This window comes from Comamonas sp. Z3 (assembly GCF_008121565.1).
Lineage (GTDB): Bacteria > Pseudomonadota > Gammaproteobacteria > Burkholderiales > Burkholderiaceae_C > Comamonas > Comamonas brasiliensis.
Map to the genome: position 1 here is coordinate 344,058 of NZ_VOQU01000005.1, position 16,121 is coordinate 360,178.

14 protein-coding genes and 3 pseudogenes are annotated in these 16,121 nt (G+C 53.5%); 9 read left to right on the forward strand and 8 right to left on the reverse strand.

Features of this window, described 5'->3' with window-relative positions:
• Positions 1-27: 27 nt before the first annotated feature.
• The 6 genes from FSY59_RS16930 to FSY59_RS16955 all read right to left on the reverse strand — a co-directional run bounded on the left by FSY59_RS16930 (position 28) and on the right by FSY59_RS16955 (position 6,291).
• Positions 28-3,141 carry an error-prone DNA polymerase gene (locus FSY59_RS16930; RefSeq protein WP_019042336.1) on the reverse strand — a complete coding sequence of 1,038 codons (3,114 nt, stop codon included), beginning with the start codon at positions 3,139-3,141 and terminating at the stop codon, positions 28-30.
• Between the two features lie 15 nt (positions 3,142-3,156).
• Positions 3,157-4,467 carry a DNA polymerase Y family protein gene (locus FSY59_RS16935; protein ID WP_034356769.1) on the reverse strand — a complete coding sequence of 437 codons (1,311 nt, stop codon included), beginning with the start codon at positions 4,465-4,467 and terminating at the stop codon, positions 3,157-3,159.
• Positions 4,412-5,212, reverse strand: coding sequence for a translesion DNA synthesis-associated protein ImuA (gene imuA / locus FSY59_RS16940; RefSeq protein WP_122974731.1), 801 nt, complete (start codon positions 5,210-5,212; stop codon positions 4,412-4,414). The genes FSY59_RS16935 and imuA overlap by 56 nt, the downstream gene beginning before the upstream one ends.
• A 179-nt stretch (positions 5,213-5,391) precedes the next feature.
• Positions 5,392-5,601 (reverse strand): hypothetical protein, encoded by a 210-nt coding sequence (locus FSY59_RS16945; protein WP_034356767.1) that lies wholly within the window; start codon positions 5,599-5,601, stop codon positions 5,392-5,394.
• Between the two features lie 88 nt (positions 5,602-5,689).
• On the reverse strand, positions 5,690-6,076 hold the full coding sequence (locus FSY59_RS16950) for a type II toxin-antitoxin system VapC family toxin (RefSeq protein WP_019042333.1): 387 nt from the start codon (positions 6,074-6,076) through the stop codon (positions 5,690-5,692).
• Positions 6,076-6,291 (reverse strand): DUF2191 domain-containing protein, encoded by a 216-nt coding sequence (locus FSY59_RS16955; protein ID WP_034356765.1) that lies wholly within the window; start codon positions 6,289-6,291, stop codon positions 6,076-6,078. The genes FSY59_RS16950 and FSY59_RS16955 overlap by 1 nt, the downstream gene beginning before the upstream one ends.
• An 84-nt stretch (positions 6,292-6,375) precedes the next feature.
• Here FSY59_RS16955 and FSY59_RS16960 point away from each other — a divergent pair.
• The 3 pseudogenes from FSY59_RS16960 to FSY59_RS27925 form a co-directional block, all read left to right on the forward strand.
• Positions 6,376-7,193, forward strand: a pseudogene (locus FSY59_RS16960) (SprT-like domain-containing protein).
• A gap of 147 nt (positions 7,194-7,340) precedes the next feature.
• Positions 7,341-7,586 (forward strand): annotated as a pseudogene (locus tag FSY59_RS16965) (transposase); the annotation flags it as partial.
• Between the two features lie 87 nt (positions 7,587-7,673).
• Positions 7,674-7,874: pseudogene (locus FSY59_RS27925) on the forward strand (IS5/IS1182 family transposase); the annotation flags it as partial.
• Between the two features lie 143 nt (positions 7,875-8,017).
• On the opposite strand, the gene FSY59_RS27720 reads toward FSY59_RS27925, so the two are convergent.
• Positions 8,018-9,691 (reverse strand): phosphoethanolamine transferase, encoded by a 1,674-nt coding sequence (locus tag FSY59_RS27720; protein ID WP_230629841.1) that lies wholly within the window; start codon positions 9,689-9,691, stop codon positions 8,018-8,020.
• A 251-nt stretch (positions 9,692-9,942) separates the two neighbouring features.
• Here FSY59_RS27720 and FSY59_RS16975 point away from each other — a divergent pair, with 251 nt between their 5' ends.
• A complete protein-coding gene (locus FSY59_RS16975) occupies positions 9,943-10,332 on the forward strand; it encodes a CzcE family metal-binding protein (protein ID WP_080571250.1) in 390 nt (129 codons plus the stop codon).
• A gap of 79 nt (positions 10,333-10,411) precedes the next feature.
• On the opposite strand, the gene cadR is transcribed toward FSY59_RS16975, so the two are convergent.
• The gene (gene cadR, locus FSY59_RS16980; protein ID WP_019042328.1) at positions 10,412-10,858 is read right to left on the reverse strand and encodes a Cd(II)/Pb(II)-responsive transcriptional regulator; all 447 of its coding nucleotides are present in this window, start codon (positions 10,856-10,858) and stop codon (positions 10,412-10,414) included.
• A 76-nt stretch (positions 10,859-10,934) separates the two neighbouring features.
• Here cadR and FSY59_RS16985 point away from each other — a divergent pair, with 76 nt between their 5' ends.
• From FSY59_RS16985 to FSY59_RS17005, 5 genes are all read left to right on the forward strand, one after another.
• Positions 10,935-13,166: a cation-translocating P-type ATPase gene (locus FSY59_RS16985; RefSeq protein WP_029158351.1), complete on the forward strand. Its 2,232-nt coding sequence runs from the start codon at positions 10,935-10,937 to the stop codon at positions 13,164-13,166.
• 49 nt (positions 13,167-13,215) lie between these two features.
• Positions 13,216-13,488, forward strand: a complete 273-nt coding sequence (locus tag FSY59_RS27930; RefSeq protein ID WP_080571249.1) for a zinc ribbon domain-containing protein — start codon at positions 13,216-13,218, stop codon at positions 13,486-13,488.
• A gap of 181 nt (positions 13,489-13,669) precedes the next feature.
• Positions 13,670-14,053, forward strand: coding sequence for a flagellar basal body rod protein FlgB (gene flgB, locus FSY59_RS16995; protein WP_019042325.1), 384 nt, complete (start codon positions 13,670-13,672; stop codon positions 14,051-14,053).
• A 148-nt stretch (positions 14,054-14,201) separates the two neighbouring features.
• Positions 14,202-14,936, forward strand: a complete 735-nt coding sequence (locus FSY59_RS17000) for a phosphatase PAP2 family protein (RefSeq protein WP_034356759.1) — start codon at positions 14,202-14,204, stop codon at positions 14,934-14,936.
• A complete protein-coding gene (locus tag FSY59_RS17005) occupies positions 14,905-15,306 on the forward strand; it encodes a diacylglycerol kinase (RefSeq protein WP_019042324.1) in 402 nt (133 codons plus the stop codon). The genes FSY59_RS17000 and FSY59_RS17005 overlap by 32 nt, the downstream gene beginning before the upstream one ends.
• Positions 15,307-16,121: the final 815 nt, after the last annotated feature.

The window sequence follows — 16,121 nt, forward strand, 5'->3', positions numbered from 1 at the left end:
TGGGGAAGTTCCGGTTCCAATTGGCGCTCACCTGAACTCCCTGCTTTCCGTTGTGAGCCGTCCTAGTAGGTGAGACAGGTCCGCCAGCCGCTCGGCGATCAGATTGCATACCTGACCCTGCCGCTGCCAGCGACCTTCCACGGCCAGCAGGCGCGACCCTAGTAGCACCTGGCGCTGTTCATCGCGCACATCGCGCCACACAATGACCTGTGTGCAGCCTTCTTCGTCCTCCAGGGAGACAAAAACCGTGCCGTTGGCCGTGCCTGGCTGTTGCCTCAGCGTCACGATGCCGGCAGTTCGCACCCGCTCGCCGCTGACGACCGTGCGCAGCTGCCTGGAAGTCTTCAGCTTGTACTTGTTCAGCCGCGGCCGCAGAAGGTGCATGGGGTGACTGCGCAGCGTCAGGCCTGTCGAGGCGAAGTCCCATAGCACTTCCTCTCCTTCCGGCGCTGCCGGCAGTTCAAGGAAAGCTTCGTCAACGGTGGCCACCTCCAGCAGCTCGGGCGTGGCGTGCATGGCTGCGGCATCCCACACCTGTTGGCGACGGTGCCCAGATAGCGTGGCCAGGGCACCTGCAGCGGCTAGAACCTTCATCTCGTGTTGCTGTAGACGCACACGCATGGCAAGTTGCTCAGCGGTGTCGAACGGTGCTCGATGACGCTCCTGTGCAATACGCTGCGCGCTGGTGCTGCGCAGGCTGGAGATAAGGCGCAGGCCAAGCCGAACAGCTGGCTTGGATTCGATGTCTTCGATCGTACAGTCCACCTCGCTGTGCATCACGTCGACGGGCCGTACTTCGACGCCGTGGCGGCGCGCGTCCTGGACCAGCTGGCTGGCGGAATAGAACCCCAGCGGCTGACTGTTGAGCATGGCCGCAAGGAATGCGGCAGGCTCATGGCGCTTGATCCAGCAGCTGGCATAGACCAGCAGAGCGAAGCTGGCCGCGTGACTTTCTGGGAACCCATATTCGCTGAAACCTTTGATCTGCTCAAAAATTTGCTCTGCGAACTCGCGCTCGTAGCCGCGTGAGGTCATGCCGTGCACGATCTTGTCGTAATACTTTTCGAGGCCACCTTTGCGCTTCCAGGCTGCCATGGCTCGGCGCAGACCATCGGCCTCGCCTGCAGTGAAACCTGCCGCAAGCATGGCCACCTGCATGACCTGCTCCTGAAACACGGGCACGCCCAAGGTGCGGCCCAAGGCCTCCTTTAGCGCTTCGCTCGGGTAGCTCACGGGGTCAATGCCCTGACGTCGGCGCAAATACGGGTGCACCATGCCGCCCTGAATCGGGCCAGGCCGCACGATGGCCACCTCGATCACCAGGTCGTAGAAGCGCCTGGGTTTTAAGCGTGGCAGCATCGTCATCTGCGCGCGGCTCTCGATCTGGAACACGCCAACCGTGTCTGCACGGCAAATCATGTCGTAGGTAGCCTTGTCCTCTGCAGGAATGTCCTGCATCGAAAAATTGAACCCACGGCGCCGACTGATGAACTCCAATGCTCGGCGGATGGCCGACAGCATACCCAGGGCCAACACATCAACCTTGAGCAGGCCTGCTGCATCCAAATCATCCTTGTCCCATTCGATCACTGTGCGATCCGGCATCGAGGCGTTTTCTACCGGCACCATCCTGCACAGCAGATCTCGCGTGAGCACGAAGCCGCCCGTGTGCTGGGAAAGATGCCGTGGGAAGCCGATCAGCTGCTCCGTCAACGTGATGAGCTGCTGCACGGCCAGCGAGCTCGTGTCCATGCCGAGCTCATCGAAACGCTCCTGACGAATGCTGCGGCCGTCAAACCACTGTTGCCCCTTGGCAATGGCGTCGACCACTTCGAGCTCGAAGCCCAAGGCCTTGCCCACATCGCGGATGGCGGATCGAGGCCGATAGGAAATGACGGCAGCCGTCAATGCAGCGCGGTCGCGGCCGTACTTCTGGTACAGGTACTGAATGACCTCTTCCCGGCGCTGGTGCTCAAAGTCGATATCGATATCGGGTGGCTCATTGCGCTCCCGGCTGATAAAACGCTCGAAGAGCACAGACATGCGCGCGGGATCTACCTCCGTAACGCCCAGGCAGTAGCAGACCACGCTGTTGGCTGCAGAGCCCCGGCCTTGACAGAGGATGTTGCGCGACCGGGCAAAGGCCACGATGTCATAGACCGTGAGGAAGTACGGTTCATACTTCAACTCGCAGATCAACTCCAGCTCGTGCTCGATCTGGTGCTGTACCTTCTCTGGGATACCGCCTGGCCAGCGCCGCCCTGCCCCTTCGTAGGTCGCCTGGCGCAAATAGCTGGCTGCCGAGTGCCCTGCAGGGACGACTTCATCAGGATATTGGTAGCGCAGCTCGTCCAGACTGAATTTGCAGCGTTCAGCGACCCTCAGCGTTTGAGCCAGCAGCTCGGCGGGGAATGTCTGAGCCAGCCGCAACCGGCTGCGCAAGTGCCGCTCCGCGCTGCGCTGGAGCGCATAGCCGCATTCAGTGAGCGGCTTGCCGACGCGTGTGGCCGTCAGCACGTCCTGCAGGGGCTTGCGCGAGCGCACATGCATGTGCACGTCGCCCACGGCCACGAGCGGCAATGCGGTTAGATCGGACAGCTCCCGCATGCGATGGAGCCACAGCTCATCATCCAGCCGGCGCACCAGATCCACGCCGATCCAGCAGCGGCCCGTGAAATGTGTCAAAGCCCAGCCGCCCATGGCTGCTAGCTGTGGGTCGGTCGCGCAGCGCTCTGGACACAGCAGCACCAGGTTGTCTCGAAGCTCCTTCCCGTCGATCTCATCGAGATCGAGCCGATAGGTCCCTTTTTCGGAAGAGCGGCGTAGCTTGGTGATGAACTGGCACAGGTTGCCGTAGCCGTTGAGATTCTGGGCCAGGACCACCAGGGTGAATCGTGCCTCGCTGCTATCACGCGGCTGGATGCTGAACTGTGCGCCCAGCAGCAGCTTTAAGCCCGCTTGTTTGGCTGCAACGTGTGCGCGCACCACGCCCGCCATCGAACACTCGTCTGTAATGGCCAGGGCGCTGTAGCCGAGCTCCTGAGCACGCTCTACGAGCTCCTCCGGTCGGCTGGCCCCACGCAGGAAGGTGAAATTGGAGATGCACCGCAGCTCCGTATAGGCAGGCAGGACGTTTTCCATGACGGCCGCTCTTTCTCAGGCGTAGTGCCCGTGCAGGAACCAGGCGGTTTGGTCGCCGGCGAGGCGTGCCTGGAAGATCCAGAGCAGACCTGCATGATCGCTGCGGGCAACCCAGTAGTCCCGCTGCACGTTCAGTGGGATTTCTTCGCCATTTCCCTCTTCATGGCCACGATGCCACCAGCCGCCCTCCACTCGATCAGGACCAAGCAGCAGCTGCAGGGTCCCTTGATAGATCGGGCGATTGGCGCGCTCTATCAGGCGTATGGGCTTGTCCAGCACCCAGCTGGGAAGCGGCAGCTCGTGCACAAGGTCGGACTTGGAAGCTCGGCGAGCTTCGGTCGAGCCCCACTCCTGCGTCCATTCGAGACGGTGATCGGCCGTCAGCTGTGGCCGACGCACCGCGCCATCACCCAGCCGTGCCTGGATTCGCTCTAGGGCCAACTTGGTGGATTGAGCTCTATTTGCAACCTCCGGGATCAGCGAGCGGCTTTCCTCAACAATGGGCTGCACCTCGGTAGCCAGGATCTCCAGCTCACCAGCTGGTGCGAGCAGCTCGACCTTGGCCAGATGCTCGCCGAGCAGCCGAGCGAAGTGCTCGACGTTCTGTGTTGGCTCCGCTGTACGGATGGTCAGTTCACCTCCGGTACCGGCATCGCGAGCACGCATGTCGTCATGACACCACCGCAATGTGAACGCAGTAGCTCCCAGCTGACGAGCTTTGAGCCAGCCTGCCATCTGCAGAAGCAGCCGCCGCGCCCCGAAAAGCATGGCAGGTGCCAGATCCACGCGACACATGAGCTCCAGCCGCGCTCGAAAGGTCTCAGGCACTGTCGCCCAGGCGTAAGCCTCCGGCCGTAGGCCATATGCGCGGTCCATTGCTTCAAGAAGCTCTTTGTCGAAGCGACGTACGATGCCGCCGCGCGGCAGCGCACGCACTTGACCAAGGGTTCTGCATCCAACCCTCGCCAGGGTCGGCTGATGCTTGGCCACCGCAGTGATTCGCTCCAGCAACAGCTGATCGAGCAGGCGCACTAACGGCTCGTGGAACCCATCGCTCACACCTTGTCGTGCCAACGCAAGCGCTGCCAGGCCTGTCGGTGCCCATGCAACGCTGGCTCCGAGTTCTCGCGCTCCAGACTCCACCAGCGAATGCAACGCCGCTGTACCGCCGAATAGCCGCATACTTGCCTCGACCTCCAGCAGTACGCCCTCTTCGACCATGGCCACGCGCGGCGTGAACTGCAAAGCCCAGACCGCTAACGACTGTAGATCAATGGGCGATGCGGAGCTTGGAAGCGATATGGGTATGAGAGCTGCCCAATGCATGGCGCACCTCCTGTGGAATGCTTGGCACTGGAATGCCAAGGTTGCGCATACGAGGCGGAATGATGGAATTTAGATTGCCTGGAACAGCATTCAGGTGCATTACTTCGACGGCAGCACCACCCCGGCGTTTGCGGATCTGCACATCAATGTCCCAGCCCTGGCCGAGAGACACAGAGAGCCGGAGCGGTGCCGGCGAGGCGTCGCGTAGGGCTGACTCGGGACGAATCAAGAACACTAGTGCATCGCATGCATGCGCGTGAACCTGCAGGCGGCGGATCTGGTCCTGCCTTGCTTGAGGAAGCCAGGCAATCACAGCACCGTCTGGCTCAGATTTAATGAGTTGCTCTGTGGCCCATAACCGTTCAGCCGGCCCCTGGGCATCAATCCAGACAAGTTGCTCTGGAGCTAGACCGAGCTGAGCAAGGCCCATTGCGAGTGGAGTCTTCGGAGGAGCAACCAGATAGACCCGACTACCCTTGTCCGCCAGCAGCTCAGGCAAGGCCGGCCCGAGCAACCGCCATTCACACAGTGCGGCCTGGGGCAACAGCAACTCGCTCAAGCCATGAGTCGGCCAGCCTCCACCGGGCAACGCGGCATTGAGCTCCGTAAAGCCAGTAGGGAAAGCTCTGCCGGTCGACCTTGCTACCTCTGTGCCGCGCCAAACCGCCTGCGCAAGATGCGACGGCAGATGCCAGCGGTCATAGTCACCGGGATCGTGTGTGATGGAGTGGGTTGCGGCATTCATGGCTTTTACCTGTATGGGCATACAGTATAAAAGCCTTGATGCAGATTTGCACCTGGATGTTGGCGTCGCTTAACCAGTGCTGCGGATTGAGGAGCAGCACTGCAGGTCTAGGTGCTGCCCGTGCGAGTTCAGGAGGCAGTGCATGGTGGCCTCTGCTTATCCGATGGGCAGGCAGGGCTTTACCTGCCGCTGATCAACTTATGGATGAGATCGCGCCTGTCTCCAATAGCCAGTGTATTAATCTGATCTTTGTTGGCTTGGTAGTGGGCAACAGCACGAGTAATTTCACCTTCGCTGACATCGCGGTGCAGTCGGTCCAGTCCACACCCAACAACGCAACCTATTTCGGTGTCGTAGCGTTCTATAAGCAAATCACGGTATTTAGTCATAAGGCAAACTCTCATCATCGAAGCGCTGCCGAAGCTTCGTGCTGCAGCGATTTACGCTGGCTTCATGGGCTGGCAGCGCCAAGGGCGATCAATGCAAAGGCGGTAGATAGGCCACGTTCAACTGTGTGGCCATGTCGGCGAGGCGTCGATCTGCAGTCCAAAGTAAGGCGCCAGGAGTGATAAGCGTAGAGGCAAGCAGCGATAGATCTACTAAGCCGCAGCCCTTGCCGAAAAGCTTGTTCTGCTCCAGAAATTCCAAAGTCTCTGGAATTGATGCCTCCTGGCTCGGCCGCAGCATCGCCAGAGCCGCCAGCGTGTCGGCACGCGGTGCTGGCGGCGTACCACAGGCCAGCTCTGCATGCACCATGGAATGCATCAGCACGCTGTCTTGCATAAGCAATTCCTGCAGGTGAGTGTCTGCCTCACGAAAATGTCTCACCCACACTGATGTATCGACTAGGACGGACACGGGCATTAGCGTGAGTCCTCAGCATCCGCCTCACTGCCACGGCGCGGCACATCGGGCATATTTGGCGCGGCACCGCCGAGCGCAGCCAAACGCTTACCTGCCTCGACACGTGTGAAGGTTTCCAGTGCGAGTCGTACCAGTTCCGGCACAGCAATACCGGGTGCCGCGACGGCGCGTGCGCGGTTTACGACATCGTCATCGATCGTGAAAGTCGATCTCATCGCTACTCCTTAAGCATCAGAACTGATGCAGTTTCGCATCAAACTGGATGTTTGTAAATCGCATTTGTACTGCACAATACAAATATGCAACCTAAGTCTACCGAGCTCGACCTTGCGCATACACGCCGCCTGGCGCCAACCCAGGAAACCTACAACGAGCTGCAGATGGCTTACGACCATTTCAATGCACGCCTGTTTGAGGGGCAACTGCCTAGCTGCTTGATTACGCTACAGCGGGAAAAACGTACTTTCGGATATTTCTCGGCAGCCCGCTTTGCCTCGGCCGACGGCTCCACGACCGACGAGATTGCACTGAATCCGACCTACTTTGCAGTGGTGCCAATCATTGAGACGCTCCAGACCCAGGTCCATGAAATGACGCACTTGTGGCAGCACCATTTTGGCAAACCAGGCCGAGGCCGGTATCACAACGAGGAATGGGCGCGAAAGATGGAGAGCATTGGACTCATGCCCTCCTCTACCGGGCAACCTGGTGGCGCGCGAACGGGTGATTGCATGGCGGACTATGCCATCGAGGGTGGCCGCTTCCTAGCTGCATGCCAGGAGCTGCTGACCGCAAATTTCACGCTCAGTTGGTACGACCGATTTCCCTCTGCCGATCATGTGATCGCTGGCCAAACCAGTATGGCCAACCACATTCAAGGCATCGAAGGACCAAGCCCCCCATGGCCAGCATCCCTGCCCTCGCCGAGGCAGTTAAGCCCACGGGCTTAGCTGTTGCCGCCACTGCAGGGGAAGACGGAGTTCTTACTACGCCCGCCAACAGATCCAATCGGGTGAAATATAGCTGCAGCGGATGCAAGAATCCGATCTCGGTATGGGGACGGCCAGGGCTAAAGCTGATCTGTGGCGCGTGCAGGGGCAACTTCACAGCTGTTTAGAGCAAAGCTGCGAGCGCTGGCCTTAATTGACCATCATTACGATACGCGATGACCGACCTGCTTGTTTTGACGACCGTCAGGAAACGACCAGAAGCGGAAATCCGAGTAAAAAATTAGGTCGCCAACTAGCCGTCGTTCAAATCTGACCTGAATTTGCTGCTCGACTCCACTGGCATCAAGTTCCTGGGCGAAGGAGAATGGAAATGTAAAAAGCATGGGGCGGAACGTCGACGTCAATGGCGCAAGGGGTACATCGGCATTGATTCCCAAAGTGCGAGCCGTCTGCGTGACCTTCAACAACGCAGCGATGCGGTGGCGGTGCCGCACTTGTTGGCACAACTGCCGGCAGATGAGTCATTGCTGACCATTACCGGTGATGGCGCCTATGACACACAGCCTGTCTATGCCGCCGTGATGGAGCGCAATGCCATGCCCATCATCCCTCCGAGAAAAATGCCTGAATGCCTGAATGCCCGAATGCGCTATGAACGCAAGTTATGAAAGAGTTGGAGTGGCTATCACCACAGCAGCCTGTTGTAGACCAAGATGCATTGCATTAAACACCTGGGCGAGCGGGTCATGTCTAGAACTTTCGAGCACCAGGTCAACGAACTGCACATTCGAGCCTCCATTCTCAATCAGTTCACTGAACTGGTCTGTCCGCAAAAAGTGGCGGTGGCATCGTCACGTCTTGGGTCAGGGGAAGTTTGGCCCGGAACTGATTTATGCAACAGTGCCGTTTATATCCAGAAGTAAATTATCTAGCTTTGGCGGCTGGCTTGATCGGTTCTAGGCATTTCCTCAAGCCAGTCTTCTTTCATGTATTAATTGCCTGTTATTGTGTCATTTATAGGTAAGCGTGGACTAATCCAGCTATAGCTCGAGTTGATAATACTTCGGGATGGATCGTAACTATTCCAACGTAATGCCATTAGATCCGACATGGTCCAAGCGAGCCAGTCAGCTCTAAATGGTCTATCGGAAATATTTTTAGAAGCCACATCAGTTCCTGTTGATGTCCATATTATTGTGGGTATTTTATAACCGGATGCAGTACTGGGGCTGTGACCAACTTTATTTGTTTGATGACCAACCTCCTGCCCGTGATCAGATACGTAAATAACGGACTTGTAGTCCTCTGCGCTGGATGGGGAACTTTTTATTTTTTCAAAGACAGATGCAACTACAGTGTCTTGATAAAGAATAGCCGAGTCGTAGTCGTTTCTAAATTGCTGAACCCACATTGAGCGCTCAGCGACCGACATTACTTTTGATACTTCATCATCGGGAAATTGAGGCTGCTTTTCTGGGTACCGGAGACGATAATGAGGATGAGCCCCCAGCATATGTAGAACAATCAACTTTTGGGGATGTGGATCTTTAAGAGCTTCTTCATATGAAGGCAATAAAATCTCATCAAGTGAATTGCTAGATCTTCCTGGTTTATTATTTTCCATGGAAGTCACGTCGGCCATAGCTGCGTGCTTCTGCGTAATTGCAATATCGTCATGATTGCTTATCCACCAAGTCTTATATCCTGCTTCTTTCGCGAGAGCAATAATATTTAACTTCTTATCTGTTTCACCGGTTGTGAAGTTCATCATGCTATCGATGGCCGGAATAGTAGTTGCTTCCGTGGACCATGAATTACGAATAACGAGAAATCTATCGCCTATATCTTTCTGAAGCTTTTCAAGCATCGGTGTCGTATTCCTTTCATAGCCATAAATTCCCATGTTATCTCGATTTATGCTCTCGGAAATAACAAGAACCACGGTGGATTTATCTTTCCTAGCAATTGAAGGAATCTCATTTTTCGCCAACCTTTGTGCTAAGGCGCGCTCTTTTCCATATGACGTCCAGCTTTCTTTCGTAACCTTTACGGATTCAGCCAAATTAGACCAAAAGATAAGAGGATTTATTTTTCTCCATGGTTTACTTATGTAAGAAACGGCCGATATTAAGATGATGATGGATAAAGCGATCAACTCAATTTTAGAGACCTTTGTTTTATTTCTGGCCCCTTTTAAAGACAACCAAAGAGCAATTGCCGCTGAAATTATTAAAATAATACTGGATCCACTGAAATCACGGATGTGTGTGGATATATAGCCTCCAATTTCCGATGTATTTGTGTTAGCAAGTGCACTTACCACCATCGTGCTATCCGGCGCAGCAGCGTACATTGAGATGAGATGCGCTCGAACTGCTGAGTCCAATAAAAACACAAGAACAAAGCTCCATACAAGCAATGCTCTAATTAAGTTCAACCTTGAGTTATTAATTGGAATTAGTAATAGCAATAGTGTCGGTATAAGTAGAATACTTATCTGTAATATTTTTCTACCTTCATATCCTAGAGATGCAAAAACAATTTGCATCGCAAGCAGAGAAACAATAGTTAACCATAGCTTATGGCGATTGGTAGATTTTTGTAAAAACAAAGCTATTCTTGATCGGTGAAGTTTAAGATTATCTTCGGATGCTGGTGCGCTCATAGAAATCCTATTAACCCTAATAGAAATATCGAGATTCGATTTGGAATAGGGGCACAGAACTCTATGTGTGCAATACCGACAGAAATCTGACATCCAGATTACATTTTAGTAATCAGGTTAATTCACGCTGTAGATTACAAAAATATCATGTTGCAGACTATATTGCGTAAAGTGCCTGTCTATATATTTGATGTGTCTGGGTAGAAAGGCGCTCAGACACTCTTCAAGTAATTGATAAAGGACTCTTCATCATGAAAACTAATCTCGCAATTCTGGCTTCGATCCTGCTGTCCTCAGCCACCGTCGGGATGACAGCATCGGCAAATGAAAGCAGTTTCGTTGGTCAGTCTGGAAGCACGACTGCAAAGACCAACTCGACTACACGCGGTGCAGACAAAACATTTGGACGAGCAGGTGCTGCGTCTCAGGTCACACGCGTTGTTGACACAACACGAAGCACTCAATATCTCAATCTTGTGTGTGGAGAGACGGTTGCGTTCACCAATGGCGGGGAACAGTTCATCTGGAAATTTGATGTGATGGGTCACAGGCCCATCGAGTTGTCGAAGATCGCACCCGCAGCGTTTGCAGGCAGCACGCTAAAGATCTACGTTGCAAACAATGAGCTCGAACGCCATTGATTGCTGCTCTTGTCTACCACAATAGAAAGCCATGAGAGCCTGCCGCATCCACTCGGTCAATTGGTCGGCGCATGGCTCCCTAGTGCGCGCCGTCGATATGGCGCTGGGGGCGAGTAGACGCGCTGCTTGTCGTGGAGCTTGTCTCCAGTCTTGCAAGAACGCCGCATTCAGAAAGCGCCTTTGGAGCGCTGCAGCTTGCACGAATGGTCTGAAGTTCAGTGACGAGAGCATTCAGTTCTTGAATGCGATGAGTGACATGTTCTATGTGTGTGTCCAAGAGTGCATTGACTTCTGCACAGTCCTTCGCAGATGACTCGCGTAGCAAGAGCAAAGCACGTACTTCATCAAGTGTCATATCCAGTGACCGGCAGCGTCGAATGAAGGCAAGTTGGCCTATGTGCTCCGCCGAGTACATCCGGTAGTTGTTTTCAGCTCTAGCAGCCGAAGGCAACAACTTCTCGCGTTCATAAAAGCGAATGGTCTCAACCGCCGTACCAGTGACCTCAGCCAGTTCACCAATCTTCATGGACCACCTCGAAATGAGTTGACTCTATACCAACTACAGGGTTTTAAATTGCCACATTGTCAACAGGAGATCGAGTATGAAGCACCCAAACATTGATGACAACACGCTTAGTACCGCCACAACGGATTGCTGCAGCTCACACACTACCCCGAGCCCGGTGGCAGCTCCGTTGGATAGAGGGCTAACTTACCGCATTCCGACAATGGACTGCGCTGGCGAGGAAGCTGAGATACGTCGTGCACTTGAACCAATTGCAGGTATCCGGGGACTCCGATTCCAGCTCTCGCAGAGGACTCTCAAAATTGACGCGGACACTGATGCCCTTGCTGCCGCATTGTTGGCGATCACTGAAGCGGGCTTTGAGCCAAAGCTGATCTCATCAAACACGGCGGACTCAAGCCATGCAGCTGGAGATGGCCACGACCATGAGCTTGTGCGTGGCACAACTCCAAAGTTGGTCGCGGCGCTTGCTCTTGCTATCGCTGCTGAAGGTGTCGGCTACTTCGCGCCAGAAACCATGGCTTGGAAAGTCGCCGGCTTTGCGGTCGCCGCGATTGCGATTTGGCTTGCGGGCTTTGACGTCTATAAAAAAGGGTTTGGAGCACTTCGTCGTGGCAAGCTGAACATCAATGCATTGATGACTGTTGCTGTGACTGGTGCGTTCGTCATCGGTCAATGGCCTGAAGCGGCGATGGTGATGGCGTTGTATGCCATCGCCGAGGCAATCGAGGCGAGAGCAGTCGATCGGGCCCGCAATGCCATTCAGGGGTTGCTTGCGATGGCTCCGGACCAAGCATCGGTTCTCCAAAGTGACGGTAGTTGGCTAACCGTCGCAGTTGCACAAATCGCAGTGGGCTCGACGCTGCGAGTCAAGCCAGGTGAGCGCGTTCCTATGGATGGAGTCGTTCAGACAGGGCAAACGAGCATCAACCAGGCCCCCGTAACTGGTGAAAGTATCCCCGTTGACAAGGCGGCGGGTGACCCAGTGTTTGCAGGCACCATCAACGAGTCTGGAACCTTTGAGTTTGAAGTTACTGCATTGGCCTCCAACTCGACGTTGGCGAGGATTATTCATGCCGTTGAGCAAGCACAAGCGACTCGAGCGCCTACTCAGGGGTTCGTTGATCGATTTGCTGCAATTTACACACCTGCAATTTTCGTTATCGCCGTAGTCGTAGCATTGGTAGGCCCCTGGCTACTCGGCTGGACGTGGATGCAGGCCGTCTATAAGGCACTGGTTCTGCTAGTTATTGCTTGCCCCTGCGCACTCGTAATCTCCACACCAGTGACGATTGTGAGCGGCTTAGCGGCGGCAGCCCGCCGTGGTATTTTGATCAAAGGCGGTATCTATCTGGAAGAGGCGCGCAAGCTTAAGGCAATCGCGCTGGACAAGACCGGAACAATTACTGAGGGCAAGCCGCGCCTTGTGGACTGGTCGTTGGTTGATGCCGCGAGCAGCCTTGATACCGCGGAGTCGGTGGCAGCAGCTCTCGCTGGCCACTCAGATCATCCTGTGTCGCGCGCCATCGCAGCGGGCCTGAAGCCTAACAGCGCAGACATTCAGAACTTCACGGCACTTGCTGGACGAGGTGTGCAGGCCGAACTGAGTGGAACAGTCTATGTACTAGGGAATCATCGCTTGATTGAAGAACGTGGCCAATGCTCCTCAGAGCTTGAAGCCACGCTCAAGCGGCATGAAGAATCCGGCCGTACTGTCACATTGCTTGCCGACCCGGAACGAGTCATCGCACTGTTTGCAGTTGCCGACACGATTAAGGGCTCCTCTCGTGAAGCTATATCTGAATTGAAAGCGCTTGGTATCACCCCAGTCATGCTGACTGGAGACAACCAAGCCACCGCCTCTTCAGTAGCCAGTGAGGCTGGTATCGAGCAAGCACGAGGAAACTTGTTGCCGGAGGACAAGCTAGCTGCCATCAAAACCCTCCAGAGCCAGTATGGACTCACCGCAATGACGGGCGACGGTATCAATGATGCCCCAGCGCTGGCCCAAGCAGACGTCGGGGTTGCCATGGGTGCCGCCGGTACAGATACCGCGATGGAAGCAGCCGACGTCGTCGTGATGAATGATGACTTGCGAAGGATTGCTGAGACAGTGAAGCTGTCTCGATCCACCCATGCGATCCTTTGGCAAAACATCACTCTTGCTCTTGGCATCAAGGCGGTATTTCTAGTCTTGGCAGTGTTCGGGAATGCATCCATGTGGATGGCTGTATTCGCTGATATGGGGGCAAGTCTCCTAGTTGTCGTCAATGGGCTAAGGCTGCTTGGAAAAGTGTCCAAGTCCTGAATTCGACAGAGGTTTTTCGTGTGCACCAACTTGAATTGTGAGGATAGTTATGAGCTTTTTTGAACGCCTACTCGGAGGCCATCACCGATCTGGTGGCGATCAGCATGGGAATGGTCATCATCAAAAACGGACACCCGCCTCCTACAACGATCCAAGAGTGTCCGGTGGGATCATTTGTCCTAACTGCCGAACTCAAAGCTCTCCCCAAGCACGGTTCTGTCAACAGTGCGGAAGCGGCCTAGCCCCCCAGGCCTGCAATGCATGCGGCGTCCAGATGGCGCTTGGATCGCGTTTTTGCGCAAACTGCGGAAAGTCTGCTTAGAACTTTGGAGAACAGCTGATCGGTGGGTTGATCTCTGTTCTCCTGAAGGTTCAGATTACAGAAAGGTGTCAAAAATGTAATCTTCAGACCATGTAAATGGCTGAATAGTGTCAAAAATGTAATCTTGCGGGGAAGGCAATTTAGCTACCATTGAGGCTTCGAAATTTACTAGAAAAATCCTATGGATTCTCTTAGATTCGAGGATGCCGCTCTATATCTTAGAGTTAAGAGGATGGAAGTATTAGCAAGCAATATTGCGAATGCTGACACTCCTGGATATCAGGCGAAAGATATAGACTTCAAGGCTGCGCTTGAAGAGACGCAAAGGCAAATGCTGACAGTGCAGTCTACGAATAAGTCTCACCTCGGTAACATAGCTCCAACATCAATTGATCCTCAGATTGCATTTCGCCCTGTTTCTCAGAATGCCATGGATAGAAATACGGTTGATCTCGATCAAGAGAGAGCTTCATTTACAGCTAATGCCATCCGTACGCAATTCGCTATGAGTCAAGCTGTCGATGAATATGTAGAGATGGGGCAAATGCTATCGAAATTAGTATAATTTTATTAAGTTGGTCATTCACAGAGCGCATTTACTTGCGCTCTTTTTTTAATTCAAGTAGTAGTGAAAATAAAATTCGCGACAAGATTATTTTCAAAAATTTCATTGTTGGAAATAATGAATATGTTCAAAAGCGATAAGATGGAAGATGTCAAATAATATAAATAAAAAATTCTTTGTAAATCATTTGCTGATTCCGATTACTTTCCTGGCGCTAACTTTTTATTATTTCATGTATCTAGGAGGAGATAGTCTCGTTGCCGCGAAGATATACGCACTCCAGGGTTATGAATGGTCATTGAATGATCATTGGGTTACAAACAAATTGCTTCATAAGGGTGGAAAGCATCTGAGCACCCTAGCAATCGTTGTGATCATTGCACTATATATATTTGTACTTGCCTCCAAATCTGAGCAGCGAAAAAAATGGCGGTCTCCGCTGCTTTACCTGATTTTATCTTGTTTGGTCAGTGTAATTTTGGTGAGCCTTCTTAAGGCATTAACAAATATGGATTGTCCATGGAATTTAAATCAATTTGGTGGCGATCGCCCTTTTATTGGTCTTTTCGAGCACAGGCCTCAAGAAATGGGGAGCGGAAAATGCTTTCCGGCTGGTCATGCGAGCGCTGGCTATGCCTGGGTTAGTTTATATTTCTTCTTTAAGATGATCATCCCTAAGTATCGATGGTTAGGATTGCTGTGCGGCATTATGGTTGGGTTGACATTTGGTATCTCTCAACAATTGAGAGGAGCCCATTTCATTTCTCATGACATTGCCACGATTTTCATTTGTTGGTTGATTGCCACACTTTTGTTTATATTCTTTAGCATCAAGAAATATACTGTTAAAAATGGAAAACAACTCGAAAGCCAACATCTTTAATAATATTCAAAAGAATAGAAAAGGATTTTCTAGAGTCTGGCATGCATCAAAGTACTCATGGTCGGGTATAAAGGATGCGTGGTTAGAGCCTGCATTCCGCCTTGAGGTGATATTGTTTATGATTTCGCTTCCATTGGCTCAATTGATTGGGCGATCCATGATGGAGAAATTGCTTCTGATCTCTTGTATTTGGTTTTTGATGATCGTTGAAGTAATTAATTCTGCGATAGAGTCTGCAATAGATAGAGTAGGATTCCAATATCACGAGCTTTCCAGGAAAGCCAAAGACTTGGGGAGTGCTTCTGTATTAATGACAATTATTTTTTGCCTGGTAGTTTGGGGTTCTTTGATTTATAAAAATACTATTTAATTTTCGCCGTAGGTGCTGGAACGCTTCACCGTGATGCGCATCATGCATCGCATAAAACGAGTCTTCACGCTTACAGCGGAGGGAGCGAGCTCCAGCTCTTGGTCTGCATCCTGCATGTTAGCTCTAGCCTCGCGAAGATTTCTCGGACTACTGCGCGCGACGACGCCTGGATTTTTTAGCCTACGAACCTTGTTGTGCGGAGTGGAAAGACTGATGAAGGTGAATCCTGCATCGACAGTAGAGCGTTAACTCGATCCTAAGTCACTGCAACTACAACTCCTGACCAGCCTGTGGGGCACAGGCTCTCCCGCAAGTCCCTCTCCCTCCCAAGCTCGCCAGACCAGGATCTCTCTGTCGTAGCAGTCCTTTGCGAAGGAGGCTGTGACTGCCCCCCGAATCGCACTTGATCTCAAAGCCGTCAGAGCACCTGCGCATGTTGCTCATCGGCACACTGACGTGACCAGCGTGAATGCGGCTCGAATGCCGCCGCTTGGGCTCTTTGGCCAACACCAGTCGATGCTGCGCCATGGCCCAGTGGATGCGCGCTTTTGGTTCGGCGCCTGTTGCCCTTGCGATCGCCTCTCTCGATCGAGCAGCGCACCGCCGCGGCGATAGCCTCGGCAATGTGGCGCCGCAGGTCGGCCAGCAAGAGCTCATCCGGGGTTGGAGTTCGGCTTCTGCGGCTGTCCTGCCAGTGGCCAGAGCGGTGATGCCGCACATGCAGAATCGAGCGCGACACGCCCTGCACCGAGCAGACCGACGTCATTGGTCGTTCACAGGCAACAAGGGCGAGCGCGCAATCCACTTTTTTCTGC